Annotated in this window: 25 protein-coding genes; 16 read left to right on the plus strand and 9 right to left on the minus strand. The window is 66.3% G+C overall.

From position 1 onward, the window contains the following. The first annotated feature begins 278 nt into the window (after positions 1-278). The 3 genes from FHR22_RS16310 (at position 279) to FHR22_RS16320 (ending at position 3,465) form a co-directional block, all read left to right on the plus strand. Positions 279-1,232: a GAF domain-containing protein gene (locus tag FHR22_RS16310; protein WP_166944769.1), complete on the plus strand. Its 954-nt coding sequence runs from the start codon at positions 279-281 to the stop codon at positions 1,230-1,232. Between the two features lie 297 nt (positions 1,233-1,529). Next, the gene (gene adh / locus FHR22_RS16315; protein ID WP_166944770.1) at positions 1,530-3,053 is read left to right on the plus strand and encodes an aldehyde dehydrogenase; all 1,524 of its coding nucleotides are present in this window, start codon (positions 1,530-1,532) and stop codon (positions 3,051-3,053) included. Between the two features lie 52 nt (positions 3,054-3,105). Further along, positions 3,106-3,465 (plus strand): DUF779 domain-containing protein, encoded by a 360-nt coding sequence (locus FHR22_RS16320; protein ID WP_166944771.1) that lies wholly within the window; start codon positions 3,106-3,108, stop codon positions 3,463-3,465. Positions 3,466-3,643: 178 nt separating this feature from the next. Here the strand turns inward: FHR22_RS16320 and ligD are convergent, their stop codons facing one another. Both ligD and ku read right to left on the minus strand, forming a co-directional pair. After that, positions 3,644-6,148 (minus strand): DNA ligase D, encoded by a 2,505-nt coding sequence (ligD, locus tag FHR22_RS16325; RefSeq protein ID WP_166944772.1) that lies wholly within the window; start codon positions 6,146-6,148, stop codon positions 3,644-3,646. Then, positions 6,148-7,023: a non-homologous end joining protein Ku gene (ku, locus tag FHR22_RS16330; RefSeq protein WP_166944773.1), complete on the minus strand. Its 876-nt coding sequence runs from the start codon at positions 7,021-7,023 to the stop codon at positions 6,148-6,150. Before ku ends, ligD begins: the two co-directional genes overlap by 1 nt. A gap of 210 nt (positions 7,024-7,233) precedes the next feature. On the opposite strand from ku, the gene FHR22_RS16335 reads away from it, so the two are divergent. The 13 genes from FHR22_RS16335 to FHR22_RS16395 all read left to right on the plus strand — a co-directional run bounded on the left by FHR22_RS16335 (position 7,234) and on the right by FHR22_RS16395 (position 18,119). After that, positions 7,234-8,025, plus strand: a complete 792-nt coding sequence (locus FHR22_RS16335) for an NIPSNAP family protein (protein ID WP_166944774.1) — start codon at positions 7,234-7,236, stop codon at positions 8,023-8,025. A 61-nt stretch (positions 8,026-8,086) separates the two neighbouring features. Continuing rightward, a complete protein-coding gene (locus tag FHR22_RS16340) occupies positions 8,087-8,290 on the plus strand; it encodes a zinc-finger domain-containing protein (protein WP_166944775.1) in 204 nt (67 codons plus the stop codon). 335 nt (positions 8,291-8,625) lie between these two features. Next, the gene (locus FHR22_RS22145; protein ID WP_208417759.1) at positions 8,626-9,096 is read left to right on the plus strand and encodes a hypothetical protein; all 471 of its coding nucleotides are present in this window, start codon (positions 8,626-8,628) and stop codon (positions 9,094-9,096) included. A gap of 156 nt (positions 9,097-9,252) precedes the next feature. Continuing rightward, positions 9,253-9,750: a DUF4402 domain-containing protein gene (locus tag FHR22_RS16350; protein WP_166944776.1), complete on the plus strand. Its 498-nt coding sequence runs from the start codon at positions 9,253-9,255 to the stop codon at positions 9,748-9,750. A 43-nt stretch (positions 9,751-9,793) separates the two neighbouring features. Continuing rightward, positions 9,794-11,236, plus strand: coding sequence for a metalloprotease TldD (gene tldD, locus FHR22_RS16355; protein ID WP_166944777.1), 1,443 nt, complete (start codon positions 9,794-9,796; stop codon positions 11,234-11,236). A gap of 457 nt (positions 11,237-11,693) precedes the next feature. Further along, positions 11,694-12,932: a hypothetical protein gene (locus tag FHR22_RS16360; RefSeq protein WP_166944778.1), complete on the plus strand. Its 1,239-nt coding sequence runs from the start codon at positions 11,694-11,696 to the stop codon at positions 12,930-12,932. Positions 12,933-13,346: 414 nt separating this feature from the next. Then, positions 13,347-13,751: a hypothetical protein gene (locus tag FHR22_RS16365; protein WP_166944779.1), complete on the plus strand. Its 405-nt coding sequence runs from the start codon at positions 13,347-13,349 to the stop codon at positions 13,749-13,751. A 101-nt stretch (positions 13,752-13,852) separates the two neighbouring features. After that, positions 13,853-14,413 (plus strand): DUF924 family protein, encoded by a 561-nt coding sequence (locus FHR22_RS16370; protein ID WP_166944780.1) that lies wholly within the window; start codon positions 13,853-13,855, stop codon positions 14,411-14,413. A 34-nt stretch (positions 14,414-14,447) separates the two neighbouring features. After that, a complete protein-coding gene (locus FHR22_RS16375) occupies positions 14,448-15,026 on the plus strand; it encodes a pyridoxamine 5'-phosphate oxidase family protein (protein ID WP_166944781.1) in 579 nt (192 codons plus the stop codon). Then, a complete protein-coding gene (locus FHR22_RS16380; RefSeq protein ID WP_166944782.1) occupies positions 15,026-15,238 on the plus strand; it encodes a putative signal transducing protein in 213 nt (70 codons plus the stop codon). The genes FHR22_RS16375 and FHR22_RS16380 overlap by 1 nt, the downstream gene beginning before the upstream one ends. A gap of 71 nt (positions 15,239-15,309) precedes the next feature. Continuing rightward, a complete protein-coding gene (locus FHR22_RS16385; protein ID WP_166944783.1) occupies positions 15,310-16,008 on the plus strand; it encodes an endonuclease/exonuclease/phosphatase family protein in 699 nt (232 codons plus the stop codon). A 393-nt stretch (positions 16,009-16,401) separates the two neighbouring features. Further along, on the plus strand, positions 16,402-16,740 hold the full coding sequence (locus FHR22_RS16390; RefSeq protein ID WP_003043080.1) for a P-II family nitrogen regulator: 339 nt from the start codon (positions 16,402-16,404) through the stop codon (positions 16,738-16,740). A 17-nt stretch (positions 16,741-16,757) separates the two neighbouring features. Further along, complete coding sequence (locus FHR22_RS16395) at positions 16,758-18,119, plus strand: ammonium transporter (protein WP_166944784.1); 1,362 nt, start codon at positions 16,758-16,760, stop codon at positions 18,117-18,119. Positions 18,120-18,715: 596 nt separating this feature from the next. On the opposite strand, the gene FHR22_RS16400 is transcribed toward FHR22_RS16395, so the two are convergent. The 7 genes from FHR22_RS16400 to FHR22_RS16430 form a co-directional block, all read right to left on the minus strand. Next, positions 18,716-20,302, minus strand: coding sequence for a GMC family oxidoreductase (locus FHR22_RS16400; RefSeq protein ID WP_166944785.1), 1,587 nt, complete (start codon positions 20,300-20,302; stop codon positions 18,716-18,718). Positions 20,303-20,398: 96 nt separating this feature from the next. Further along, complete coding sequence (locus tag FHR22_RS16405; RefSeq protein ID WP_166944786.1) at positions 20,399-20,707, minus strand: hypothetical protein; 309 nt, start codon at positions 20,705-20,707, stop codon at positions 20,399-20,401. Then, the gene (locus FHR22_RS16410; RefSeq protein WP_166944787.1) at positions 20,704-21,618 is read right to left on the minus strand and encodes a sterol desaturase family protein; all 915 of its coding nucleotides are present in this window, start codon (positions 21,616-21,618) and stop codon (positions 20,704-20,706) included. The genes FHR22_RS16405 and FHR22_RS16410 overlap by 4 nt, the downstream gene beginning before the upstream one ends. After that, positions 21,611-22,018: a hypothetical protein gene (locus tag FHR22_RS16415; RefSeq protein WP_166944788.1), complete on the minus strand. Its 408-nt coding sequence runs from the start codon at positions 22,016-22,018 to the stop codon at positions 21,611-21,613. Before FHR22_RS16415 ends, FHR22_RS16410 begins: the two co-directional genes overlap by 8 nt. Beyond that, the gene (locus FHR22_RS16420) at positions 22,015-22,449 is read right to left on the minus strand and encodes a TIGR01244 family sulfur transferase (RefSeq protein WP_166944789.1); all 435 of its coding nucleotides are present in this window, start codon (positions 22,447-22,449) and stop codon (positions 22,015-22,017) included. The genes FHR22_RS16415 and FHR22_RS16420 overlap by 4 nt, the downstream gene beginning before the upstream one ends. A 343-nt stretch (positions 22,450-22,792) precedes the next feature. Next, positions 22,793-24,571 carry a DNA helicase RecQ gene (gene recQ, locus FHR22_RS16425; RefSeq protein WP_166944790.1) on the minus strand — a complete coding sequence of 593 codons (1,779 nt, stop codon included), beginning with the start codon at positions 24,569-24,571 and terminating at the stop codon, positions 22,793-22,795. 88 nt (positions 24,572-24,659) lie between these two features. Then, entirely contained in the window at positions 24,660-26,312 is a 1,653-nt protein-coding gene (locus FHR22_RS16430; RefSeq protein ID WP_166944791.1) for a cation:proton antiporter domain-containing protein, read from the minus strand. Positions 26,313-26,412 lie beyond the last annotated feature (100 nt).

A 26,412-nucleotide genomic window follows, 5' to 3' on the forward strand; every position in this document is an offset into this window, starting at 1 on the left:
GCGCAGCGAGCAAGAGGAAGAGCGCCGCCTTCGGCGGCTACCCACCCCCAGCCCCTCCCTAAAAGGGAGGGGAGAAGAACGTCCGCAATCGGCCGAAACCCGCCATTCGCATCGCCGCCTTGCGGAATCCGGCGCCATCCGGCTATCTCGGCACGTCCGCGGCATATTCGGTGAACTCGCAAGCTCAGAAACCGGATATGCCCGCAAGGCGCCGCGGCCGCCTTCCCACCGATTTGACGGGCCGGGCAGAGAAGCGCATTGTGGCGGCGAGAGGATCGATGACAGAGACCGCCCACCAGCACGCCGACCAGGTGTTCGACACGGTGCGCTCGCCGCGGCGCGCGGCGGTGTCGCCGGTGGCCGCGTCATGGTGCCGGTCGGCGCTGCACCACCGGCTCGACCCCGCGTCCGAAGGCAAGCGCGAACTGCTCGACGCGCGCGCGATCGCCGACAAGCGCGAAGCACATGAACCGCTGCTCGCGGTCGCCATTCCCGTCCTCGACCAGATGTTCCGCGCCGTCGGCCGTTCGGGCTGCGGCGTCATATTGAGCGACGCCAGCGGCGCGATCCTCGACCACCGGGTCGGCGACGGCGATCGCGACGCCTTTGCCGAGGCGGGGCTGGTGACCGGCGGCCGGTGGAGCGAGGCCGAGGAAGGCACCAACGGCATCGGGACCTGTCTGTTCGAGGACAAGCCGGTGATCATCCACCGCGACCAGCATTTCGCCAGCCGCAACATCGACATCAGCTGCATGGACGCGCCGGTGCACGACCCGCACGGCCGGCTGATCGCCGCGCTCGACGTATCGAGCTGCCGCGACGATCATGGCCCCGCGATGGCGGAGGCGGTCGCGGCGCTGGTCCGCGACGCGGCACGGCGGATCGAGCGCGATTATTTCTGCCGCCATTTCGAGGGCGCGCGCATCATTTTTCTCGGCGACGCGCCCGCGGGCTGGGAACTGCTCGCCGCCGACCGCGACGACCTGGTGATCGGCGCCAGCCGCGCGGCGCGCCAGCGGCTCGGCGTCACCGACGCGATGCTCGAACGGCCGCGCCCCGTCGCACAGCTGATGGGCGGTGATGCTGCCCCGTCGTTCGAGCAGGCCGACCGCACGATCCTGCGCCAGGCGCTCGCGCAGGCGGGGGGCAATGCAAGCGAGGCGGCCCGCCTGCTCGGCATCGGCCGCGCGACCCTCTATCGCCGCATGGCGCGCGCGGGACTGCGCGGCTGACGCGTGATTCCGCCTTGCACAAATAAGCGGTGTGCTCCCGCGAAGGCGGGAGCCCATCACTGGTCGGCGCAAACTTGAACCGTCCGGTGATGGGTCCCCGCCTTCGCGGAGACACATGCCTCTTTTGCGGTAGGCCATCCATTGACGTGGCTTCGATCCCCCGACCTGTACCATAAGCGAGACAGGTCGCTCTCACCCGTCGTCGTCGCCGCTTTCCCCCACGCCCGCCGGATGAAATGCTCGCCCGCGACAACGCCGGCCGGATTCGGCGCTGCATTTCGGGAAGAGGAACAGAATATGGACGCCATCGTTCAGGACCGCGCCGCCGCGCTGCAGGCGCCATTTAAAGAGCGCTACGACAATTTCATCGACGGCAAATGGGCTCCGCCGCGGTCGGGCCGCTATTTCGACAATGTCTCGCCGATCAACGGCAAGGTGGTGGGCCAGATCGCGCGCTCGGACGCCGCCGATATCGAGGCGGCGCTCGATGCGGCGCACGCGGCAAAGGACGCCTGGGGCCGCACCTCGGTCGCCGAACGCGCGCTGATCCTCAGCCGCATCGCCGACCGGATGGAAAGCAATCTGGAAAAGCTCGCGACCGCCGAGACGTGGGACAATGGCAAGCCGATCCGCGAGACGATGGCCGCCGACCTGCCGCTGGCGATCGATCACTTCCGCTATTTCGCCGGCGCGATCCGCGCCCAGGAAGGCTCGCTGGGCGAGATCGACGACGATACCGTCGCCTATCATTTCCACGAGCCGCTGGGCGTCGTCGGCCAGATCATCCCGTGGAATTTCCCGCTGCTGATGGCGTGCTGGAAGCTCGCCCCGGCGCTCGCGGCGGGCAATTGCGTCGTGCTGAAGCCCGCCGAACAGACCCCGGCATCGATCCTCGTCTGGGCCGAACTGGTCGCCGACCTGTTGCCGCCGGGCGTGCTCAACATCGTCAACGGCTTCGGGCTGGAGGCGGGCAAGCCGCTCGCCTCGTCGAACCGCATCGCCAAGATCGCCTTCACCGGCGAAACGACGACGGGGCGGCTGATCATGCAATATGCCAGCGAAAATCTGATTCCCGTGACGCTCGAACTCGGCGGCAAATCGCCCAACATCTTCTTCGAGGATGTCCTGCGCGAGGATGATGATTATTTCGACAAGGCGATCGAGGGTTTCGTGATGTTCGCGCTCAACCAGGGCGAGGTCTGCACCTGCCCCAGCCGCGCGCTGATCCACGAGAAGATCTACGACCGCTTCATGGAGCGCGCGCTGAAGCGCGTCGCGGCGATCGTCCAGGGCAACCCGCTCGATCCCGCGACGATGATCGGGGCGCAGGCGTCGTCCGAACAGCGCGAGAAGATCCTTTCCTATTTCGACATCGGCCGCCAGGAAGGCGCCGAAGTGCTGATCGGCGGCGGCGCGGCCGACCTTGGGGGCGAATTTGCGGGCGGCTATTATATCCAGCCGACCGTGCTCAAGGGCCACAACAAGATGCGCATCTTCCAGGAAGAGATTTTCGGACCCGTCGTTTCGGTCACCACCTTCAAGGATGATGCCGAGGCGCTCGAACTCGCCAACGACACGCTGTACGGCCTCGGCGCCGGGGTATGGAGCCGCGACGCCAACACCTGCTACCGCTTCGGCCGCGCGATCAAGGCGGGGCGCGTGTGGACCAACTGCTATCACGCCTATCCCGCGCATGCGGCGTTCGGCGGCTACAAGCAGTCGGGCATCGGGCGCGAAAATCACAAGATGATGCTCGACCATTATCAGCAGACGAAGAATATGTTGGTGAGCTACAGCCCGAAAAAGCTCGGCTTTTTCTGATTTCCCCGGCCCGCGCGTCATCGGCGCGCGGGCCGCTTGCCGGAGGCGCCGCATGACCGCCCGCGTTATCGCCACCGAACCCGCCCTCGCCCTGATCGCCGAGCTGCAGGCCGAATATGGCGCGATCCTGTTCCACCAGTCGGGCGGCTGCTGCGACGGATCGTCGCCGATGTGCTATCCGGCGGGCGATTTCCGCATCGGCGCGGGCGATATCCACCTCGGCGATGTCGGCGGCGCGCCCGTCTATATCGGCCGCGCGCAGGGCGATGCCTGGGCCCACACCCAACTGATCCTCGACGTCGTCCCCGGCCGCGGCGGGATGTTCAGTCTCGATAACGGCCGCGAGCAAAGGTTTCTGACCCGCGGGCGCGTGTTCGACGAGAGCGAACGGCGGAAATTGGGGTTGGGATGATAATGGTCGGAAGCTGCCGTTCCCATTCATCGTCACCCCGGACTTGATCCGGGGTCCCGCTTGACCCCAGGAGTTGCCGGCGCCCCCAAAAAAGCGGGATCCCGGGTCAAGCCCGGGATGACGAGGTGGGCGGCGCAAGTCCGCTTCACAACCCATAGCCGCTATTCGTTCCGGGCTGCTACAACCCCGGCAGCGTCTGGCTCGCAAAGCCCCAACCCTTGAGCTCGGCGCTGCCCGCGCGTTCGAGTAGCGCCTCGGCGTCGCCGATCGTCCACGCCCCGGCGCTTCCGATATCGGCGAGCGCGTCCCAGCCGACCGGTGCCGCGACCGGCGCCTTTTCGCGCGCTCGCGCCGAATAGGGCATGATCGCGGTGCTGCCGCGCTGGTTGCGCAGGTAATCGATGAAGATCTTGCCCTTGCGTTTTGCCTTGCTCATCGTCGCGACATAGCGGTCGGGCTCGGCGAGGCTCAGCGCTTCGGCGAAGCGTTTCGAGAAATCCTTGTGCGCGTCCCAGCTGTGCCCCGGATCGAGCGGCACGACGACATGCACCCCCTTGCCGCCCGACAGCATCGCGAAGCTGACCAGCCCGATGTCGGCGAGCTGGCGGCGGATGTCCACCGCAGCCTTCTTCACCGCAGCGAAATCGAGCCCCTTGTCGGGGTCGAGGTCGAAAACCATGCGGTCGGGCTTTTCGAGCGTGTCGACAAGGCTGCCCCAGCCATGGAACTCGATCGTCCCCATCTGGACGCAGGCAAGCAGGCCATCGGCGTCGTCGACATAAAGATAATCCTCATGCCCGCCGTCCTTCTCGCGGATCGGGATATGGTGGACATGCTCCCCGAACGACCCCGAATCATGTTTCTGGAAGAAGCATTTCTTCGCGCGGCCTTGCGGGCAGCGGACAAGGCTGATCGGGCGGCGCGCGGCGTGCGCAAGCATCAGGGGGGCGATCGCGGCATAATAATCGGCAAGGTCGCCCTTGGTCGCCTTTGCCTCGGGAAAGATGACGCGGTCGCGGCTGCTGATCGTCACATCGCTCGCCGGTTCGGGCGCCGGCTGTTTCTTTTCGGGAGTCACCTCTTTCGCCTCCTTGTCGCTGCGCAGGCCGAGGAAGCTTGCGTGGCGGACCGCGCCGCCGCCCGTAAATTCGGCAAAGGCGATTTCGGCGACGAGATCGGGCCGCAGCCAGCGCACCTTGCGCGCGGCCGCCTGGTCGACTTCGAGCGGCGCGGTCTGACGCGCGCGCGCGGCAAATTTCTTCGCAAGGCCGGCCATGGCGCCGGTGTCGAAGCCGGTACCGACATTGCCTTTATAGACGAGCCTGCCGCCCTCATGCTGCGCGAGGAGCAGCGACGAGAAAGGACGCGCTTTCGTTGATGAAGGCTTCCAGCCGACGATCACGAACTCCTGCCGCCGGGTGCATTTGACCTTCACCCAGTTTTTCGAGCGGCGGCCTGCATAGGGGGCATCGGCGCGCTTCGAAATGATACCCTCCTGCCCCGCCTCGCACATCGCCCCATAGAGCGCTTCCCCCGCGCCGATGACATGGTCGGCGACCGCAACCGGCGGCTTGGCATCGCGAAGCAAGGCTTCGAGCCGTTCCTTGCGTTCAAGATTGCCGAGTTTCGTCAGCGAATGGCCGTCGGCTTCGAGCAAATCGAAGGCAAAGAAGCGCAGCTCGGTTTTCTCGTCCTGCGCGCCATGGCCGCGCTTGAGCACCGCTTGAAGCGAGGAGAAATCGGGGTTGCCGTCGCTGCCATAGGCAATGATTTCGCCATCGATCACGCACGGCGGCAGGTCGAGTGCCGCGATATGACGGACCAGTGGCGCAAACTTGGCGGTCCAGTCGAGTCCGTTCCGCGTATAAACCCGAACCTTGGATCCCGCCGCCGCGATTTCGGCGCGGTAGCCGTCATATTTGATCTCGTGCAACCAGCCGTTACCGCCGGGCACTGCATCGACGAGCGTCGCGAGCTGGAGCGGCCGGAATTTCGGCGGCTTACCGCCCGCTTTGGGCTTGGCCATTTTTTTGTTATGCGCTGCGGCGGCCGCCATCTTCTTCGCAAAGGCGGGGCCTTTCGCGCCCTCGAGCGATTGCTCGCCGCCCTCGTCGCCCGCGATTTCGGCCATCGACCGCCCGGTGAGGACGCTGGTGAGTTGCCGCCCGACCAGGTCGTCGCCGCCGCCTGCATAAGCGTCGTTCACTTTGCGCAACAGCCAGTTCTCGCGCTTTTCGCCCGGGCGCGGCGTCATGCGGACAAGCAGCCATTCGCCCTTCATCCGCTCGCCTTCCAGTGTGAAATGGAGATGGCCCTTATCGATATCCTGCGCGCTTTTCCCTTCGATCGGCGCCCAGGTGCCGCGGTCCCACAGCATCACGGTGCCGCCGCCATATTCGCCCTTCGGAATCGCCCCTTCGAAATCGGCATAGCTCATCGGATGGTCTTCGGTACGCACCGCGAGGCGCTTGTCGGCGGGGTCGGCGCTTGGCCCCCTGGTGACCGCCCAGCTTTTGAGCACGCCGTCGACTTCGAGCCGGAAATCATAGTGAAGCCGCGTCGCGTCGTGCTTCTGGACGATGAACCGGTTGCCCTTTCCTTTGGCAACCTTCCCCGCCGGTTCGGGTGTCAGCCTGAAATCGCGCTTGGCATTATATTGCGCGAGGGGATCGGACCGGGCCATCAGGCACGCTTCCGCGCCGGCACCTTCTTGGCCGGCGCCCTCTTGGCAGGTGCCTTCTTATCCTCCCCGGCGGGCGCTTTCTTCTTGCCTTCGACCGAGGCTTTGAGCGCCGCCATCAGATCGATGACATTCGAACCGCGGCCGACGTCGGCGGGCTCCTCGACATCCTCGAGGATTTTCTTGCCCTTCGCTTTCGCCTTTTTCGCGATCACGCGCTTCAGCGCGTCGACATAATGATTGTGATAGTCCGACGCGTCGAACTTGCCCGACTTCTTGCCGATCAACGTCTCGGCGAGATCGAGCAGGTCGGCGTCGGGCTTGCCGCCCCCGACGTCGCGGAAATAATTCGCGGCCTTGTTCACCTCGTCGGCGTAACGCAGCACTTCGAGCACCAGCCCGCGCCCGCACGGGCGCAGTGCGACAAGCTGTTCCTGCCCGCGCAGCGACAACTGGCCGAGCCCGACCTTCTTCGTCCGCTTCAGCGCCTCGCGCAGCACGATATAGGCCTCTTCGGCGAGTTCGTCGGCGGGGACGACATAATAGGGCTTGGTGTAATAGAGGACGTCGATCTCGTCGGTGCCGACGAACTGGACGAGTTCGAGCGTGCGCTTGCTCTCGAGCTTCACCGCCTCGATCTCATCCTCTTCGAGCAGGACATAATTGCCCTTCGACATCTCATAGCCCTTGACGATGTCGTCGGTGTCGATCGCGCCGATGCCAGGGACCATCTTTTCATATTTGACCGGCTTGCCGCTCGGTTCGTGGATCTGGCGAAAGCTCACCGCGGCGCCCGATTTGGTCGCCGGATAGATTTCGACCGGGATCGACACCAGCGCCAGCCGGATCTGTCCCTTCCAATAGGCGCGTGTTGCCATGGTTCACCTCGCATATGCGGCCGATGTTTCCGCGAGAGTCCCAATGCGCGACGGGGCGTCGCGTTCCATATTGACAAAACAGGTCAACCCGTCTGTATTGTAACGACTTCGCCGCCCTGTGTGCCCGGCAAAAGCCGGGTCCAGAGGGGCGGCGGAATCTCGCATCGGTCCCGGCTTTCGCCGGGGAACACAGGTTTGGGAATGTCGAAGATGATCAGGACATGGGTCGGGGCGATATGGATGGCCTGTTCGGCGGTCACCATGGGATCGGCAAAAGCGGCCGATACGGCTGACGCACAGATCGTCGAGTTTCGCCAGTACAAGCTGGTCGAAGGACAGCGCGATGCCTTCGTCGCGCTGTTCGATGCGCAATTCGTCGACAGTCAGGAGGCGCTGGGGATGCGGTTGGTCGGCCAGTTTCGCGATCGGGACCACACCGATCGCTTCACCTGGATACGCGCCTTTCGCGACATGCCTGCGCGCGAGCGCGGGCTGAAGGATTTCTATTACGGCCCGGTGTGGCAGGCGCACCGCAATGCCGCCAACCCGATGCTGGTCGACAACGACAATGTACTGCTGCTGCGCCCGGCGGCACCCGGCCTCGCCTTCGGCGCGGCGCCTTCCCGCGCTCCGGCGGCGGCGGCGGGCGGCGCGGTGCAGGCGGTGATCGAATATCTGTGGAAGCTGCCCGACGAGGGCTTTGCGGCCTTCTTCGCAGGCCGGATGCAGCCCGTGCTCGCAGCCGCCGGAGTCGAGGTCACGGGCGCCTATGTGCCGCTCGGCGAGCCGAATAATTTCCCGGCCCTGCCTATCCGTGACGATCGCAAATTGCTGATCTGGTTCGTTCGCGGCGCGAGCCATGACGCCATCGACGCGGCACTCGCCCGCGCTCGCGGCTCCGCGCGGTGGCAAAGCGAGGTCGCGGCGACGCTGCAAGACGCCGAGGAGCGCGCGCCGCAGATACTGCGCCTCGACCCGACGCCGCGGTCGGCACTGCGCTGAAAGACCGAACCGATAGAGAGCAGATTGCGGGCGGCCTCGCCGCTTGCTATGGGCGCGAACGATGAGCAACGCAGCCCCCGCCCCCGAAACGATCCGTACGCCCAAGACCCGCGTCGCCTGCGACGGCACGGGCGACGGGCTGGCCAACGCCGCGCTCGGCCATCCCCGCGTGTGGCTCGAGATCGACACCGACGAAGGCTTCGCCGACTGCGGCTATTGCGACCGGCGCTTCATTCTCGTCGGCGGCATCGCCGACAAGGGCTAAGCTTCGGCGGCATCGCCGCCAGGGTTTAACTGCGGCGGCTGAGCCTTCCATGTAGGGTAAACCCGTTTTTGGTATGCGCCGGCCGAACTCACGCGACCTCGCCCGGCTTCCCTCATAAACATCTCGTGGCTTGGCGATGCCAAGACCGGCGAGAATGCGGGCCGCGCCATAACGTGATGTCTCGCCCCGGGGCCTGCGGACGCATCGCGATTCACTGATCAAATCGGCCAAACCCCGCCCCCCATTTTTTTTGGTGGGGATGCCTGCCCGCGTCGGTGTCTTAGGGCCGCAAGGAGAAAAGCCTTTCTCCGCATCTGATCTTATGGAGAAAAATCGTGGCATTCCGAAATCGTCCTTTGGTGTTGGCCGTCGGAGCACTGGCCTATGTGGCGGCGCTGGTACCGGTGAGCGCCCCCGCCGCCGCCCAAAGCTGGGAGAGCGTCCGCACCTGCCGCGGCCTCGAAGGACGAAGCCGCACCAATTGCGAGCGGGACCGCGAGCGGGACAGGGATCGCGACCGCGATCGCGATCGTGGCCGGTGGGAAAAGGAGCAGCATGGCCGTAACGATCGCGATCGCCGCGAATGGGAACGCAAGAAGCGGAAGGATGCCAAGAAGGACGGGGTCGTGGCCGGCGCCGTCGGTGCGGTGGTGGTCGGCGGCATCGTCGCGGCCATCGCAACCAGCGGAAACAAAAAGAAAAAAGAGCGCGAGCGCCGCGAATATTGCGAGGATCGCTATGGCACCTATGACGTGAAAACCGATCGTTATCTGGCTTCAAATGGCCGTTGGTATCCGTGCGAGTGACGAAAGCGGCGCATTTCAGGTAAACGCGCCCTTTACCAAGCTCCTGCATCATCGCTGAAGCCCTGTCTGGCATAGCCTGTGCCAGACAGGAGCAGAATCGTGGGGATTCAAGGGACCAGAAACTGTCGGGGCGCGCTCTGCGCCCTGACCATCGGCATGGCGACGGCGAGCACCTCATGGTGTGGGCCCGCGCGGGCGGCCGACACCAATGTCACCGCCAATGCCGCGATCGTCCGGCCGAACACGCTGATCAAGACCGATGACCTCGATTTCGGAACGCTGGTAAGCGGCACGGCCGCCGGCAGCGTGACGGTCAATCCGGTGACGGGCGCGCGCTCGACGAGCGGCGGCGTGACGTCGGTCGGCAACGATGCGCAGCGCGCCACCTTCCAGGGCAGCGGCGGCATCCTGCTGATCACCGTGTCGGGCAGCAATTCGGTGACGCTGTCGCGCGCCGGCGGCGGCGCCCCGACGATGACCGCGAGCCTCGTCCGCGCCGCCAGCACCGGCGGCGGCGGCATCGCGCTGCTCGGCACGACGTTGCTGCCCAGCGGGGTCCAGACCTATTATATCGGCGGCACGCTGACGGTGCCCGCCAACCAGCCCGCGGGCGATTACAGCGGGACCTTCACGCTCACCGTAAACTATCTCTGACCGGACGTTTGCGGACGGGCGTCCGCCCCCCTATATCTACAGCATGACAAGCCCCACCGACCCCCGCCGCTTTCTCTATCGTGCCGACGCGCTCGACCCCGATCTCGCGCAAAAGCTGGCGCGCGAAGCGCTGGCAAAGGCCGACGACGGCGAGCTGTATCTGCAATATCGCGCCAGCGAGAGCTTCGGATTCGACGACGGGCGGCTGAAGACCGCCGATTATTCGACCGACGCGGGTTTCGGCCTGCGCGCCGTATCGGGCGAGATGACGGGTTTCGCGCATGCGAGCGACGTCAGCGCCGGGGCGATCCGCCGCGCCGCCGAAACGCTCGCGCTGCTCGACCCCGCGAACCAGCCGCACGCCGCGCCGCCCCCGCGCACCAACCGCCATCTATATGACGAGGCGAACCCGCTCGACCTCATCCCCTTCGCGAAGAAGGTCGAACTGTGCCAGCAGGTCGACGCCGCCGCGCGCGCGCGCGATCCGCGCGTCGTGCAGGTGTCGGTCGCGCTCGCGGGCAGCTGGTCGGTGGTCGAGATCGTCCGCGCCGACGGCTTCCTCGCGACCGACATCCGCCCGCTCGTCCGCCTGAACGTCTCGATCGTCGTCGAGGAGAATGGGCGGCGCGAGAGCGGCTATTTCGGCCTCGGCGGCCGGTACATGTACGATCATCTGTTCGAGGAAGCGCAGTGGAACCGCGCGATCGACGAGGCGCTGAACCAGGCGCTCGTCAACCTGCGCGCCGTCGACGCGCCGGCCGGCGAATTCACCGTGCTGCTCGGCCCCGGCTGGCCGGGCGTGCTGCTGCACGAAGCCGTCGGCCACGGGCTCGAGGGCGATTTCAACCGCAAGGGCACCAGCGCCTTTTCGGGAAGAATTGGAGAACGCGTCGCGGCACCCGGCGTCACGGTGGTCGACGACGGCGCGATGGACAGCCCGGTCGGCGGCGGCCGCCGCGGCTCGCTGAGCATCGACGACGAAGGCACCCCGACCGGCGAGACGGTGCTGATCGAGGACGGCATCCTCAAGGGCTATATGCAGGACCGGCTCAACGCGCGGCTGATGGGGACAGAGCCGACCGGCAACGGGCGCCGCGAAAGCTTCGCGCACGCCCCGATGCCGCGGATGACCAACACCTTCATGAAGGGCGGGAGCGACGACCCCGCCGAATTGCTGAGCCGGGTCAAGAACGGCATCTTCGCCAAAAGCTTCGGCGGCGGGCAGGTCGACATCGTGTCGGGCAAGTTCGTCTTCAGCTGCACCGAGGCGTATAAGATCGAGAATGGCAAGATCGGCACACCGATCAAGGGCGCGACGCTGATCGGCGACGGGCCGAGCGTGCTGACCAAGGTCGAGGGCATCGGGAACGACATGGCGATCGACGAAGGCATCGGCATCTGCGGCAAGGGCGGCCAGAGCGTCCCCGCGGGCGTCGGCCAGCCGACGCTGCTGGTCAGCGGGCTGACGGTGGGCGGAACGGCATAAAGCTCCTTCCCCCTCGATGGGGAGGGATATGGAGCCTTATCGCGTAGCGATTAGGCGAAGTTGGATAGGGTGATGGCGCGTCATCCCGCCATGGCATCTCCACGGATTACTCTCTCCCCTTTAGGGGAGAGATACGCAGGCTTGCCAGCTTGCTGGCTAGCCGGAGTTGAGAGGGGTTTGGCCACGTCCCCCTCTCCCAACCCTCTCCCCTAAAGGGGAGAGGGCTATATGTCTGCTCTGCACCCCAAAACCGCCGTTCCGACAAATTACGAATTTGGCCACGCGACCCAGTCAACAAGCTGGCAAGTCTAGCCGCCTCCCCCATCAAGGGGGAGGTTGAGCGCCCTGTGATCCGCCTCACTTGGCGTCCGTCCCTTGCGCGCCTATAGTCATGCAAACAGGATAAGAATCGGGTCGCATCATCCGCGGGGCCATGCCCTGCAACAGGGGGATCATCATGCGTTCGAATCTGCGTTTCATTTCCGTGGCCGCCGTCGCCGCGATGCTTGCCGCCGTTCCCGGCTTGGCCCAAAAATCGGCGCAAAAATCGACCGGGCCCAAGGAACGATATGAAATGGACGTCGCGACGACGTCGGGCCTCGCCGCGATGGGCGGCGGAAAGGGCGGCATCGGCGGCGCGATGGGGATGATGTTCGGCGGCGACCCGTCGAGCAAGGTCGCCTATATGCTCGACCTCCGCCTCGGTTCGAACGACGCGGCCACCGCGCCGCCGCCGAAGGGCGACCATTTCTTTCTGCCGCAGGCGAAGGTCGGCAAATCGCTGCCGCTGATCGCGCCCGAACGCGGGACGCCCGATACGCCCGGCACATTCGAGCGGCCGAAGGGCCGCTTGCTCCTCTATTGGGGCTGCGGTGCCAAGGCGGGCCCGGGCCAGCCGGTGATCATCGATTTCGCCAAGGTCGCCGCCGGACAGATGCCGCCAGGCCTGATGTCGAGCGCGGTGCCGGTCATCCGCGAGGTGTCGGCCGCGAACAGCCGCTCCTATACGCATTGGCCGAACGGCAAGGGCGGCAAGCCGCCTTCGTCGGGGTCCTCGCTGCTCGGCGCGCACCGGATCGCGAGCAACTATGGCTCCGACATCAATTTCACCCTCGCGCAGGATTATATGCCGGGCCTGCAGGCGTCGACGACGGTCCAGCCCGACGGGTCAGTGATGGTCCGCTGGGGCGCGCTCCAGCCCGCCACAGGTTATGCGGCGTGGGCCTTCGGCGGCATGGACCGCGCGGGCGCTGGGCAATCTGGGGCAGGCGACGTCGTGTGGTGGACAAGCAGCGCGACGAAGGAATTCGGCGGCGGCCTGTGGGACTGGCTGCCGCCCTCGACCGTCGCGGGCCTGATCACCAGGAAGATCGTGATGCCGCCGTCGCAGACGAGCTGTCAGATCCCCGCCGAGGTCAAGAAGGCGTCGGGCGAGATGATGGTCGGCAATCTCAACGCCTTCGGGCCCGAGGCCAATTTCTCCTACCCGCCCAAGCCCGCGGGCAATGCGGTGTGGAATATCGACTGGACCGCAAAAGTGCGTTTCCGCTCGCACACGATGCTGCTGATCGGCGCCGATTTCGGCGGGATGGGCGGGATGAGCGGCGGCAGTGACGACGCCGCGCCGGCCGAAAAGCCGAAGAAGAAGAAATGCAAGGGCCCGCTCGGCATCCCGCTTCCCGATGGGGCGTGCTGATCCTGCCGGGGAGGCGGTGACAGGTTGCGGCTGTTAGCGGACCTTTAAGAACATCGTCACCCCGGACTTGATCCGGGGTCCCGCTTGATCATGAAAACAGCGGATGGCCCAAAGAAAGCGGGATCCCGGGTCAAGCCCGGGATGACGAAAAAAGGCCAGGAAGCAGCCGGTAGCTACCGTTCCTTCGTGGACCCCGGCGAAAGCCGGGGTCCATGGCGGCATCACGCAACGCAAGCTTTGGGGCGCTCTGGGCCCCGGCTTTCGGCGGGGTACACAGCCGACAGGCCCAACGCCAGCTCCCCACCCCAACGTCGTCGTTCATTTTATCGTCGCCAGCGCCAGTCAGCCGCCGTTAACGCGGCGGAGCGTAAGAAAATCGCGGGGAGCTGCGTTACGAAGCACAGGAGTCGAAGCATGCGTCCGCTGATTTTCACTATCCTTGCCGCCGCCGCCGTGGCGGCCGCGCCCGGCGTTGCCGCCGCGAAGGACAAGCTCGCGCCCGAGGCGCGGCTCGAGAAATTGCTCGACGGCCGCGTCGCGGGGGCGCCGCAGGACTGCATTCCGCTCGCCTCGGCGAGCAGCAGCCAGATCATCGACAAGACCGCGATCGTCTATCGCGTCGGCAGCACCCTGTGGGTCAACCGGCCCAAGGGCGGTGCCGAATCGCTCGATGACGACGATATCCTCGTCACCAAACTGACCGGCAGCCAGCTGTGCAGCATCGACACCATCGAACTGCGCGACCGCACCAGCCATATGTACAGCGGCTTCGTGTCGCTCGGCGAATTCGTGCCGTACCGCCGCGCCAAGGCGAATTAGGCTCTTTCGTCATTGCGAGGGCCAAAGGCCCGTGGCAATCCAGAGCGGTGCTGAGCCGCTCTGGATTGCTTCGCTACGCTCGCAATGACGGATAAATTGAAATGACTCCTCCCCCTCCCCCCGCCGACTGGGCACAGCAGTTGCTCGCCTTCTGGTTCGATGCGCACGGCTTCGACGACTGGTACGGGGGCGGGCCGGATTTCGATGCCGAGGTGCGCGCGCTCGCGGCCGGCTGGCACGACGCGCTGCGCTCAGAGCCCGCGAGCAGTTTCCTCACCGATCGCGACACCGCGCTCGCCGCGGCAATCCTGTTCGACCAGGTGCCGCGCAACATCTATCGCGACCACGCCGATGCGTTCGCGACCGACGATCTGGCGCGCGCCGTCGCCCGCGCGATGGTCGAGCGCGGCTGGGACCGCGATGTCGCAGAGGACCGGCGCCAATTCGTCTATCTGCCCTTCGAACATAGCGAGGATATCGCCGACCAGCGCGAATCGCTGCGCCTGATGGCTCAACTCGCCGATCCGCGCTCGCTCGAATATGCGCAAAAGCATTTCGACATCATCGACCGCTTCGGTCGCTTCCCGCATCGCAACGCCGCGCTCGGCCGCGCCAGCCGCCCCGACGAGGAAGCCGCGATAGAAGAGGGCAAAAATTGGTGATAGGAGCAGGATGCAACCCTGCGGAGCCCCGACCATGGCCGAATTCACCGATGCGCTGACCGACAAGCATATCGCCTTCATCGAGAAGCAGCCGATCTTCTTTACCGCGACCGCTGCCGCCGACGGCCGCATCAACCTGTCGCCAAAGGGCTATGCCGACACGTTTCGCGTGCTGTCGCGCGGCGAGGTCGCCTATCTCGACTTCGGCGGATCGGGGAACGAGACGCATGCGCACCTCGCCGCTGGCCAGAAAGACCAGGGCCGGATTACGCTGATGTTCTGCGCCTTCGATCGCAGCGCCTTGATCCTGCGCATCTATGGCCGCGGGCGCGCGGTGCTGCCGCAGGATGCCGGGTGGGACGCGGCGGCGGCGCACTTCACCCTGCTGCCCGGCACGCGCCAGATTTTCATGATCGATGTCGAAAGCGTGCAGACGAGCTGCGGCTGGGGGGTGCCGATGATGGAACTCAGCCATGAACGCGACACGCTGCAAAAATATCACCGCCAGGCCGACCCGGTGCTGTGGGTCGAAAAATTCCGGGAACGCACGACAAGCATCGACGGCCTGCCGACGCGCCCAACCGACCGTTTCGTCACCGGCGACCCCGTCTGATGGCGCTCGTCGAGCTGATCCGCCTGCCGAGCGGCGCCGAGGCCGAGCTACTGCGCGGGCGGCTCGAAAGCGCCGGGGTGCATGCGGTCTGCTTCGACGCGGGGATGAATATCGCCGAAAGCGTCGGGCTGCTCATTCCCGTGCGCGTGATGGTGCTGGACGAGGATCTGGGCGAGGCAAAGGCCTTGCTGGCCGAATTCGGGGCGGACTAGCGGCGCAACCGAATCCGCTCCTCATTCGTCCTGATCAGGACAAACCCAAGGAAAGCCGCTCTCTCCCGCCCATGATCAAGGTCGCCAGTTACAATATGCGCAAGGGCATCGGGCTCGATCGCCGCCGCGACCCGGGGCGGGTGCTGTCGGTGCTCGGCGAGCTCGACGCCGATATCGTCGCGCTGCAGGAGGCCGACCGCCGGTTCGGCACCCGCGCCAGCGCGATCCCGCCGCACATGCTCGAAGACCATAGCGATTATGTGCCCGTTGCCCTCACCGACCGCCCGCACAGCATCGGCTGGCACGGCAATGCCCTGCTCGTCCGCAAGGGCGCCGAGGTCGAGGAAAGCCACGCGCTCCATTTGCCGACGCTCGAGCCCCGCGGCGCCGTCGCCGCGACGATCCGCATCGGCGACACGCGGTTGCGGGTGGTCGGCATGCACCTCGACATTTCGGGGCTGCGCCGCCGCCAGCAGGCGCGCGCGATCCTCCATCACATCGCCGATGGCGAGGAATTGCCGACGATCCTGATGGGCGACTGCAACGAATGGCGCGCGTCGGGCGGTTGCCTGGCCGATTTCGGCCAGCAGCATCGCCTTGTCGATACCGGCCACAGCTTTCATAGCCGCCGCCCGGTGGCGAAGCTCGACCGCATCTTCGCCTCGCCCGACCTCGAGGCCGTCGAGGCGGGGGTCCACCGCAGCGCCCTGGCGGCGCGCGCGTCGGACCATCTGCCGATCTGGGCGCGGTTCATGAAGGCGGACGGGTAGCCGCGCGGGGTCGACCGTAGAACATGCCTATAGCGGCATTGGGGTGGAGAGGGGCCATAGGCACTACCCACTTTCGTCATCCCGGGCTTGACCCGGGATCCCACTTTTTTGAAGCCATCTGTTGTTTTCGAGAGCAAGCGGGACCCCGGATCAAGTCCGGGGTGACGGTGAATGGGGTGGCTGCAACTGGCCGCAAGCCGCCATCACCCGCCTCGCCGCACAGCCACCACCTGCACAAAAAATAGGCATAGCGCTGCTCAGCCTGCCCATTCGACGACCGTTTCGAATGCGGCTACGCCCGAAAACTTCCGAAAATGTCAATAATTGCCGTGCCCGCGCAATTTGGCACGCCTGTTGCACCGCAACATTTGCAGCACAGCAAAAGGGGGCATCATGAAGCTGATCCTGGCTATCATCAAACCGTTCAAGCTCGACGAGGTGCGCGAAGCGCTCACCGGGCTCGGCATCGCCGGCATGACCGTGACCGAGGTCAAGGGGTTCGGGCGGCAAAAGGGGCAAACCGAAATCTACCGCGGCGCCGAATATGCCACCAACATGGTCCCGAAGGTGAAGATCGAGCTCGTCTGCGACGACGCGCTCGCGCCGCGGGTCGTCGAAACGCTCCAGCAAAGCGCCGGCACCGGCTCGATCGGCGACGGCAAGATTTTCGTCCTCGACGTGGGTCAGGCGGTGCGCATCCGCACCGGCGAGACCGGCGAGGCCGCGCTCTAATGACGAAGGGGGATAATATGACGTTCGCAAACAAATTTGCGGCGGGTGCCGGGGCCGCGGGCCTCGCGCTGTTCGCTGCGCTGCCCGCCTGGGCGCAGGATGCCGCCGCGGCGGCGCCCGCACCGGTCGTCGATAAGGGCGACACCGCGTGGATGATGGTGTCGACCGTGTTGGTGCTGGCGATGATCCTGCCCGGCCTCGCGCTGTTCTACGGCGGTCTTACCCGCGCCAAGAACATGTTGTCGACGATGACGCAGGTCGGCGCGCTGGCCTGCCTCGCGATGATCATCTGGGTCGTCTACGGCTATGGCCTCGCCTTCGGGCCCGAGGGCAATGCCTTCATCTCCTGGGGCAAGTTCTTCCTGGCGGGCGTGACCCCCGACAGCCTCGCCGACACCTTCAGCGACGACTTCAAGCTGCCCGAATATGTGTTCATCAGCTTCCAGATGACCTTTGCCGCAATCACCCTCGCGCTGGTCATCGGCGCGACGGTCGAGCGGATGAAATTCTCGGCCGCGCTGATCTTCGGCGCCATCTGGCTGACGATCGTCTATTTCCCGATCGCGCACATGGTGTGGGCGGCCGGCGGCTTCCTGTTCGAGGGCGGCATGTTCGGCACGTCGTTGCCGGCGGCACTCGACTTCGCGGGCGGCACCGTCGTGCACATCAATGCGGGTGTCTCGGCGCTTGTCGCGTCGCTGATGCTCGGCAAGCGCCTCGGCTATCAGAAGGAAATCATGGCACCGCATTCGCTGACCCTGACGATGGTCGGCACCGGCCTGCTCTGGGTGGGCTGGTTCGGCTTCAACGCCGGCTCGGCGCTCGAGGCCAATGGTTCGGCGGCGCTCGCGATGATCAACACCTTCGTCGCCACCGCGTCGGCCGCGCTCGCCTGGATGCTGGCCGAGAAGGTCGCGGGCCACAAGCCGTCGGCGCTCGGCTTCTGCTCGGGTATCATCGCCGGCCTGGTCGCGGTGACCCCCGCGGCGGGCAATTCGGGGCCGTTCGGCGCCATCGTGCTCGGCGCCGTCGCCTCGGTGATCTGCTTCTATGCGGTGACCGTGCTCAAGCCCAAGCTTGGTTATGACGACGCGCTCGACGCCTTCGGCATCCACGGCATCGGCGGCATCGTCGGCGCGATCGGCACCGGCATCGTCTATGCGCCCGGCCTCGGCGGCCCCGGCGACGGCAGCGTCGGCATCGGCGCCCAGGTCGCAACGCAGGTCGTCGCGGTCCTCGTCGCCATCGTCTGGGCCACCATCGGCACCGTCATCGCGGTCACCATCGCCAAGGCGCTCACCGGCCTTCGGGTTTCGGAAGAGGTCGAACGCGAAGGGCTCGACCTCGGCGAGCATGGCGAGCGCGCCTATAATTATTGATCAACGAGACAGGATACCCGCCGCCGCTCTCTCCTCTTTCAACAGGGCGGCGGGATCCTACCGGGGTTCCTCCTGCGAACCACTGGCCGGGGCTTGTCCCCGGCCTCTTTTTGATTGTGGCCGGGACGGCCACGGGCCCGGGGCTTGTCCCCGGCCTCTTTTTGATTGTGGCCGGGACGGCCACGGGCCCGGAGCTTGTCCCCGGCCTCTTTTCGATTGTGGCCGGACCCATTCTCGCTCCCCTTTTTCCCCCGAATTTTGTGCAGATTTTTGTGCGCAAAAAATTGGCGGGGCGCAGGCGTTTTAGGCCTTTCCAACATGACATTAATGTGGCATTCATTGCGTCAACAGTTTCAGGAGGGGAGAGCCTGAAAGGCTGGGCCGGGACGCAAGTCCCGGCCCTCTTTTTTTGTCCGCGGCGCACGCAGGTTCATAATTCCCCGGAAATCCGCCACTCCTGCCGAAGGGGTAGCGACGCGGCGGACGTCACCCGGCCACGTCGAATCGCGCGCGGCGGGGCCGAATGCCGCAGCTAAAGCCGGGACCCGTGCGGGCCGCGCCGGCCGCGCCGGGCCCTGGCTCTCGCCGGGAAAAATTCACGCCAAGGCCGCCTTGACGAAGTCGGCCGCGCGCTCGCCGATCATGATGCTGGGCGCGTTGGTGTTGCCCGAAACGAGGCGCGGCATGATGCTGGCGTCGGCGACCCACAGCCCCTCGATTCCTTGCAGCTTCAGCGCCGGATCGACCACCGCATCGGCGTCGCTGCCCATGCGGCACGTGCCCACCGGATGATAGACGGTGTCGGCGCGGCGGCGGATCAGCGCGTCGAGCGCGGCATCGTCGTCGAGGTTCACCGGATGCCGGTCGGTCCCGGCATAATCGGACAGCGGCGGCGCCGCAGCGATGCGGTGCATCATCCGTACCCCGGCCCGCAGCGTCGCCAAGTCGCGTTCGTCGGTCAGGAAACCCGGATCGATCGCCGGCGCCGCGGCGGCATCCCCCGACACCAAGGTCACCGACCCGCGGCTTTCGGGGCGCAGCACGCAGGCGTGGCACGAAAAGCCGTGGCCCTTCACCTTGGTCCGCCCATGATCCTCGAGCATCGCGGGAACGAAATGATATTGGATGTCGGGGGCGGGCAGGCCGGGACGCGATTTCCAGAAGCCGCCCGCCTCGGCGAAGCAGGTGGTCATGATCCCGCTGCGCTTCGTCCGGTGCTCGAAAATCGCCTTCATCATCCGCCAGGTCGCGCCGGGGCTGTCGCCGAGCGGATCGGTCGAGCGCGTTTCCCAGCTCGACACATAGTCGATATGGTCCTGCAGATTGGCGCCGACGCCGGCGCGGTCGAGCACGACCGCGATGCCCTTGTCGCGAAGATGCGCACCCGGCCCGATCCCCGACAGCATCAGGATTTGGGGGCTGTTGAACGCCCCGGCCGACAGGATCACGCCACCGCGCGCGCCCAGCGTCTCGCGTTTCGACCCGCGCCGGATCACCACGCCCGTCGCGCGCCCGTTCTCAACAATGATCTTCTCGACCAGCGCGCCGGTGCGGACCGCGAAATTGCCATGTTCGCGCAACGGCTCGACATAGGCGCGCGCCGCCGACCAGCGTTCGCCGCCTTTCTGCGTCACCTGATAAAGGCCGAAGCCCTCCTGGCTCGCGCCGTTGAAATCGGCGGTGCGCGGCAGTTGCAGCGCCGCGGCGCTTTCGACGAAGCGGCGGCTCGTCACATTGGGCCAGCGTTGGTCCATGACATTCAATGGCCCGCCCGCGCCGTGAAATTCGTCGGCCCCGCGCTCATTGCCCTCGCTGCGCTTGAAGAAGGGCAGGACGTCGGCATAGCTCCAGCCGGTGGCGCCCAGCGCGGCCCACTGATCATAATCGAACCGGTGGCCGCGGATATAGATCATCGCATTGATCGCGCTCGACCCGCCGAGCCCGCGCCCGCGCGGCTGGTAACCGGTGCGGCCGCCCAGACCCGCCTGCGGCACCGTTTCATATTTATAGTTCGACGCCCCCCGGATGAAGGGCATGAAGCCCGGCGTCTTGATCAGCATATTGTCGTTGCGCCCGCCCGCCTCGATCAGACAGACGGTGCGCGAGCCGGCTTCGGCAAGCCGCCCCGCCGCCGCGCTGCCCGCGCTGCCGCCGCCGATGACGATGATATCGAACTGATCCATGCTTGCCGCTCTCCCTCGCGCCGCCTGCCGGCGGTCGTCCGGATGCTTACATGAATGTCATTAGGGCGGGTGGCAAGCTGCTAGATGCGGCGGCTTTCAAATGCAGTTGCCCGAATAACAGGCGGCCAACAGGAGAAATGAAGGGATCGCGCTGAGGAGCAGAAGCAGGCCGCCCGCGACAATCAGCATGCGATTTCCCGTTTGCCATCCCATCAGCGCTCCCGCGCCGACGAGCGGCACGCAAGACCAGGCGGCCAGCCACGCCACCGAACCCGCGAAGCCGGCGAAGATCATCATGCCGTCACCCCGCGACCCGAAGGCATCGAGGAGAACCGCCAGAATCAACGGTACGGCGCCTGCAGCGAATGCCAGCACATCCCAATATTGCCAGCGCGCCACGTTCACTCCGCCGCTTCTTCCACCGGCCGCGTCGCTGCCCAGCGTTCCTTGATCATCGCGCTCGTCGCGCGGCTGCCGTCGTGGCTCCAGCCGGGCTCGCGCCACATATAATCAAGCTTGTGCCGCCACGGCGCGGCCCGCACATCCTTCGCGATCCCCACCCATTCGTGCACCGCGGCCCAGAGGATATTGAAGCTGCCGAGCTGCTTGACGATGCCGTAGCGCACCGGCTCGTCATCGCGTTCGGGAACGAAGCTGCCGAACATCTTGTCCCAGATGATGAAGACCCCGGCATAATTGGCGTCGAGATAGCGCGGGTTGACGCCATGATGGACGCGGTGGTGCGACGGGGTGTTCATCACCGCCTCGAACCATTTCGGCAGCCGCCCGATCGCCTCGGTATGGATCCAGAATTGATAGATCAGGTTGAGCCCGGCGCAGAAGAACACCATCGCGGGCGGAAAGCCGATCAGGAACAGCGGCAGCCGGAACAGGAAGCCGAGGCTGATGAAACCGGTCCATGTCTGCCGCAGGGCCGTCGACAGATTATAATGCTGCGAACTGTGGTGGATGACATGGCTGGCCCAGAACCAGCGCACGCGGTGGGCGCTGCGGTGGAAGGCATAATAGGCCAGATCGTCGAGGAAGAAGCAGAAGATCCACGCCCACCACCAGCTTTTGAATTCGATGCCGATGTCGAACAGCCGATATTGGTGCAGCCACACCGCCATGCCGATGACGGCCGCACCGACGAGCGCGCTTGCGATCTGGCTGCCCGTTCCCAGCAGCAGCGAGATCAGGGTGTCGCGCGCCTCGTAGCGGCTTTTGTCGACGCGCCGCGCGAAGATCATTTCGGCAATCAGCAGCAGGATGAACGCCGGAATGGCATAGGTGACGGGATCGAGCAGTTCAACCATGGCGGAGGGTCCGCATGCGGCTCGCCCACATCCCCGCTTCCTTGCCCAATTGCAGCGTCACCGCGCCGAAGGTCCGCTCGGGTGTCGTCAGAGTCAGGAAATCCTTGTCGAGCCGGCCGATCACATGGCGGTCGACCGGCCGCGCTGCGAAATGATTGCCGTGCGCGCGGACCAGCATCATCCGTCCTTCGGCATTGCGGACGATCGCGGCAAAGCCCGCGCGGTCGCGGGCGACCTCGACGCCGCCAAATCCGGCTTCAGCCTCTTCGGCCAGCCGGATCGCGTGGCTTGCATCGGCGATGCGCGGGTCAGCCCCGAGCCCCATCCGCCCGACCAGCCAGGCAAGAAAAAAGACCGCGGCGAGCGATGCCCCCGTCTGGATCAGGTCATTTGCCGTCACTTGTCGCCCGCGAGCGCGTCGAGCATCGGCCGGAGGCCGGCAAGGTCGTACCCGGCCTTTGCCGCTGCCGCTACGATGCCGTCGACATCGTCGCCGGCGCGCGCGCGGGTCAGCGCCCAGAGATGCGTCGAACGCGTCCCCGAGCGGCAGTAAGCGAGGATCGGCCCCGTCGCATCGCCGAGCAATTTGTCGAGCGCGTCGATCTGCGCATGGCTGAAACCCGCATGGCCGATCGGGATCGCGGCATAGGCGAGCCCTTCAGCGGCGGCGGCGTGCGCGATGTCGCCGCCCTGCGGCGCCGCCGGCTCTTCGCCGTCGGGACGGTTGTTGACGACCATCGCGAAGCCCGCGGCCTTGGCCTCGGCCACATCCTCGATGCTGATTTGCGGGGCGACGCTATAGTCGGCGGACAGGGTTCGAAAATCGCTCATGCCAGCGATCTACTCCCGCCGCCCGCTTGCTGACAAGTGTGAAGCTGTATGGGGTGCCAGGATGGCGATGCGGCCGATGGCGGCGTATGGAAAAGGGCGGCGGCTTTGGGGGTGGGGAGCGGACGTTCCCAACATTTGTCATTATAAGGGGCTATGGCAGCAATCGGCCGCTTCCTGCCCTTTTTCTGTCATCCGCGGAGGAGACCCGTGGCTCTTCCGCCTTGACCCGGGATCCCGCTTCTTTGGGCATCCGGCCGTTCTTGAGGTCAAGCGGGACCCCGGATCAAGTCCGGGGGGACGAAAAAGGGGGAACGGCAGCTTCCGGCCGCACCATTCGCGACGATCAATATTGCCGGATCACGTTCAGGAACGCATCGCCCCACGCCTCGAGTTTCTTCGCGCCGACGCCGGCGATGCCCGACAGCGCGCCCCGCGTCGCCGGCCGTTCGCTCGCCATCGTGCGCAGCACCGCGTCGTGGAAGATCACATAGGGCGGCACCCCGGCCTCGGCCGCCAGTTCGCGCCGCATCGCGCGCAGCGCGTCGAACAGCGGGTCGCCGACGGGGTTCGGTGCGACATTGCCGCCACCGCGCGCCGCCCTTTGCGTCCGCTTCACCGGCGGTTCGGCCATCAGCACCGCGGTCTCGCCCTTCATCATCGCGCGCGCCGCGGGGCCGAGCATCAGCCCGCCATGTTCGGTGGTGCCGAGTGCCTCGCGCGCCATCAGCGAACGCACCAGTGGCTTGATCAGCCGCGCTTCATCGCTGGCGACGATGCCGAACACCGACAATTTATCATGCCCGCGGCTCGCGATCCGTTCGTCGCTCCTTCCCGTCAGCACCGCTTCGATATGCCCGGCGCCATAGCTTTGCCCGGTGCGATAGACCGCCGAGAGCAGTTTCTGCGCGAGCACCGTCGCGTCGACCTGCTTTCCGGGCTCGAGGCAATTGTCGCAATTGCCGCAGCGTTCGGGCGGGTCTTCGCCGAAGTGGCGGAGGAGCAAAGCGCGGCGGCATTCGACCGTCTCGACCAGCGCCGCGAGCGCGTTCAGCCGCGCCCGCTCGCCCGTCTGCCGTCCCGCGGGCAGTTCGGCGAGCCTCATCCGCGCGCGCGCGAAATCATCGGCGCCCCACAGCATCAGCGCCTCGGCCGGGTCGCCGTCGCGCCCCGCGCGCCCGGTTTCCTGATAATAGCTTTCGATCGATTTCGGCAGGCCGGCGTGGGCGACGAAACGCACATCGGGCTTGTCGATCCCCATGCCGAAGGCGACCGTCGCGGTGACGATGCCGTCCTCCGACGCGACGAAATCATGCTGCACCCGGGCCCGCCGTTCGGCGTCGAGCCCGGCGTGATAGGCAGCGACGCTGCGCCCCGTCGCCGCCGCAAGCTTTTCGGCCATCCGCTCGGTCCCGTCGCGGGTCGGGCAATAGACGATCCCCGGCCCCGGATTGGCGGCGATGAAGTCGATGAGCTGCTTTGCCGGGCTGATCCGCGGGGTCACCCGGTAACGGATGTTCGGCCGGTCGAACCCCGCGAGCACCAGCCCTTCCGCCGGAATGCCGAGCTGGAGCAGGATATCCTCGCGCGTATGCTTGTCGGCGGTGGCGGTCAGCGCGAGCCGCGGCACCGCGGGAAAGGCGTCGAGCAGCGGCCGCAGCAGGCGGTAGTCGGGCCGGAAATCATGCCCCCATTCGGACACGCAATGCGCCTCGTCGATCGCGAACAGCGCCGGGGTGCGCGCCTCCATCAGCGAGCGGAAGCCCTCGCCCGTCGCGCGCTCGGGCGCGATATAGAGCAGGTCGAGCTGGCCGTCGCGATACGCCTGCCGCGTGGCGGCGAAGTCGGCGTCGACGCTGGTCAGGCTGGCGGCGCGAATCCCCGCCGCGCGTGCACCGCGCAGCTGGTCATGCATCAGCGCGATCAGCGGCGAGACGACGACGACGCAACCGTCGAGCGCCACGGCGGGAAGCTGGTAGGTCAGCGATTTGCCGGCGCCGGTGGGCATCACCGCGAGCGTCCGTGCCCCCGCCATCACCCGGTCCACGACCTCGGCCTGACGGCCACGGAAATGGTCGAAACCGAAAGTGGATTTGAGAAGGGGGAGGAGCGCGTCGGCGGACATTGCGGGTGGCGATAGGAAGTTTAAGAGGAAGGGGGAAGCCCCGATTACATCCACCGTCGCCCCCGCGAGGGCGGAGGCGACGGAAGAATCAAGCCAAAGTCAGCATCGCCCGTTCGGCCATCCGCGAGGCGGTCTCGCGCTCGGCCATCACGACATGGTCGGCGCCGCGGCGGACGAGGTCGCTCACTTCCTCGTCCGAATGCGCCCGCGCGACGATCACCAGCTTCGGATTGATCGCCCGCGCGCGCCGCACGATCGCCCCCGCCTCGACGCCTTCGGGGATCGCGATCAGCAAGGTCGATGCCTCGTCGAGCCCCGCCTGGCGCAGGATGCTTTCCTTTGTCGCGTCGCCGACGATCACCGTCGCCCCCGCTTCGCGCGCCGCGGCGGCCATATCCTTCTGATCCTCGATCACCGTCAGCCCCTCGCCGCGTCCGCAGATCAGGCTGCCGATATGGCTGCCGACGCGGCCATAGCCGATCAGCACGACCCCGGCGTTGCACGGCCCCGGCGCATCGTCGCCGTCCGCCACCGCTTCGACATCGGGTTCTTCCGAACGGATGCGTTTGACCGCGAGCGAGAAGAGGATCGGATTGAACAGGATCGACAGCAAAGAGCCGGCGAGGATCAGGTCGCGCCCCGTTTCGGGCAGCACCTTGAGCCCGACGCCCAGTCCGGCGAGGATGAACGAGAATTCGCCGATCTGCGCCAGGCTGACCGACACCGTCAGCGCGGTCTGCGCATTGTGGCCGAAGGCGCGGACGAGCGCATAGGCGGCGACCGACTTGCCGACGACGATGATCGCGACGGTCGCGATCACCGGCCCCGGCTGCTCGATCAGCACCTTGGGGTCGAACAACATGCCGACCGAGACGAAAAACAGCACCGCAAAGGCGTCGCGCAGCGGCAGCGTCTCTTCGGCGGCGCGGCGCGACAGCTGCGTCTCGCCCAGGATCATCCCGGCAAAGAAGGCGCCGAGCGCGAACGACACGTCGAAAATCACCGCCGCGCCGAACGCCACCCCCAGCGCAATCGCCAGCACCGCGAGCCGGAACAGCTCGCGCGATCCCGAATGCGCGACCCAGTGGAGCACCCACGGCAGGATGCGCCGCGCGATCAGGAACATGAAGGCGACGAAGCCGACGACCTTGACCAGCACGATCCCCGCCGACTGGAGCAGCCCGGCGCCGTTCGCGCCAATGCCGGCTTCATCGCCGCGGTCGCCGAACATCGCGGGCAGCAGCACGAGCGCGAGCACCATGACGAGGTCCTCGACGATCAGCCAGCCGACCGCGATCCGGCCCTTTTCGGTCTCGACCATGTCGCGCGCCTGCAGCGCGCGGAGCAGCACGACGGTCGACGCGACCGACAGCGCCAGCCCGAACACCGCGCTGCCCGCGATCGACCAGCCGAGCCACAGGCCGAGCATGATGCCGAGCGCCGACGCGACGCCGATCTGCATGACCGCCCCCGGCACCGCGATCTTGCGCACCGAGAGCAGGTCTTTCAGCGAAAAATGCAGCCCGACCCCGAACATCAGCAGGATCACCCCGATCTCGGCGAGCTGCATCGCCAGCCCGGTGTCGGCGACGAACCCCGGGGTGAACGGCCCGACGAGCACCCCCGCGAGCAGATAGCCCGCGATCGGCGAGATGCGGAGCCGGTGCGCCAGCGCGCCCATCAGGAAAGCAACGCCCAGACCGGCAACGATGGTTCCGATCAGGCTGGTGTCATGCGGCATGAACCCTGCGTAAAGGGCGCGGGCGCGAGGGGTCAACCCAAGGCAAGTAATTTAGTTGCGATTGATGGTGCGCTGCGCGCCGGTGCAACCGTCTGCGCGT

It is taken from the genome of Sphingopyxis panaciterrae (assembly GCF_011762125.1).
Lineage (GTDB): Bacteria > Pseudomonadota > Alphaproteobacteria > Sphingomonadales > Sphingomonadaceae > Sphingopyxis > Sphingopyxis panaciterrae.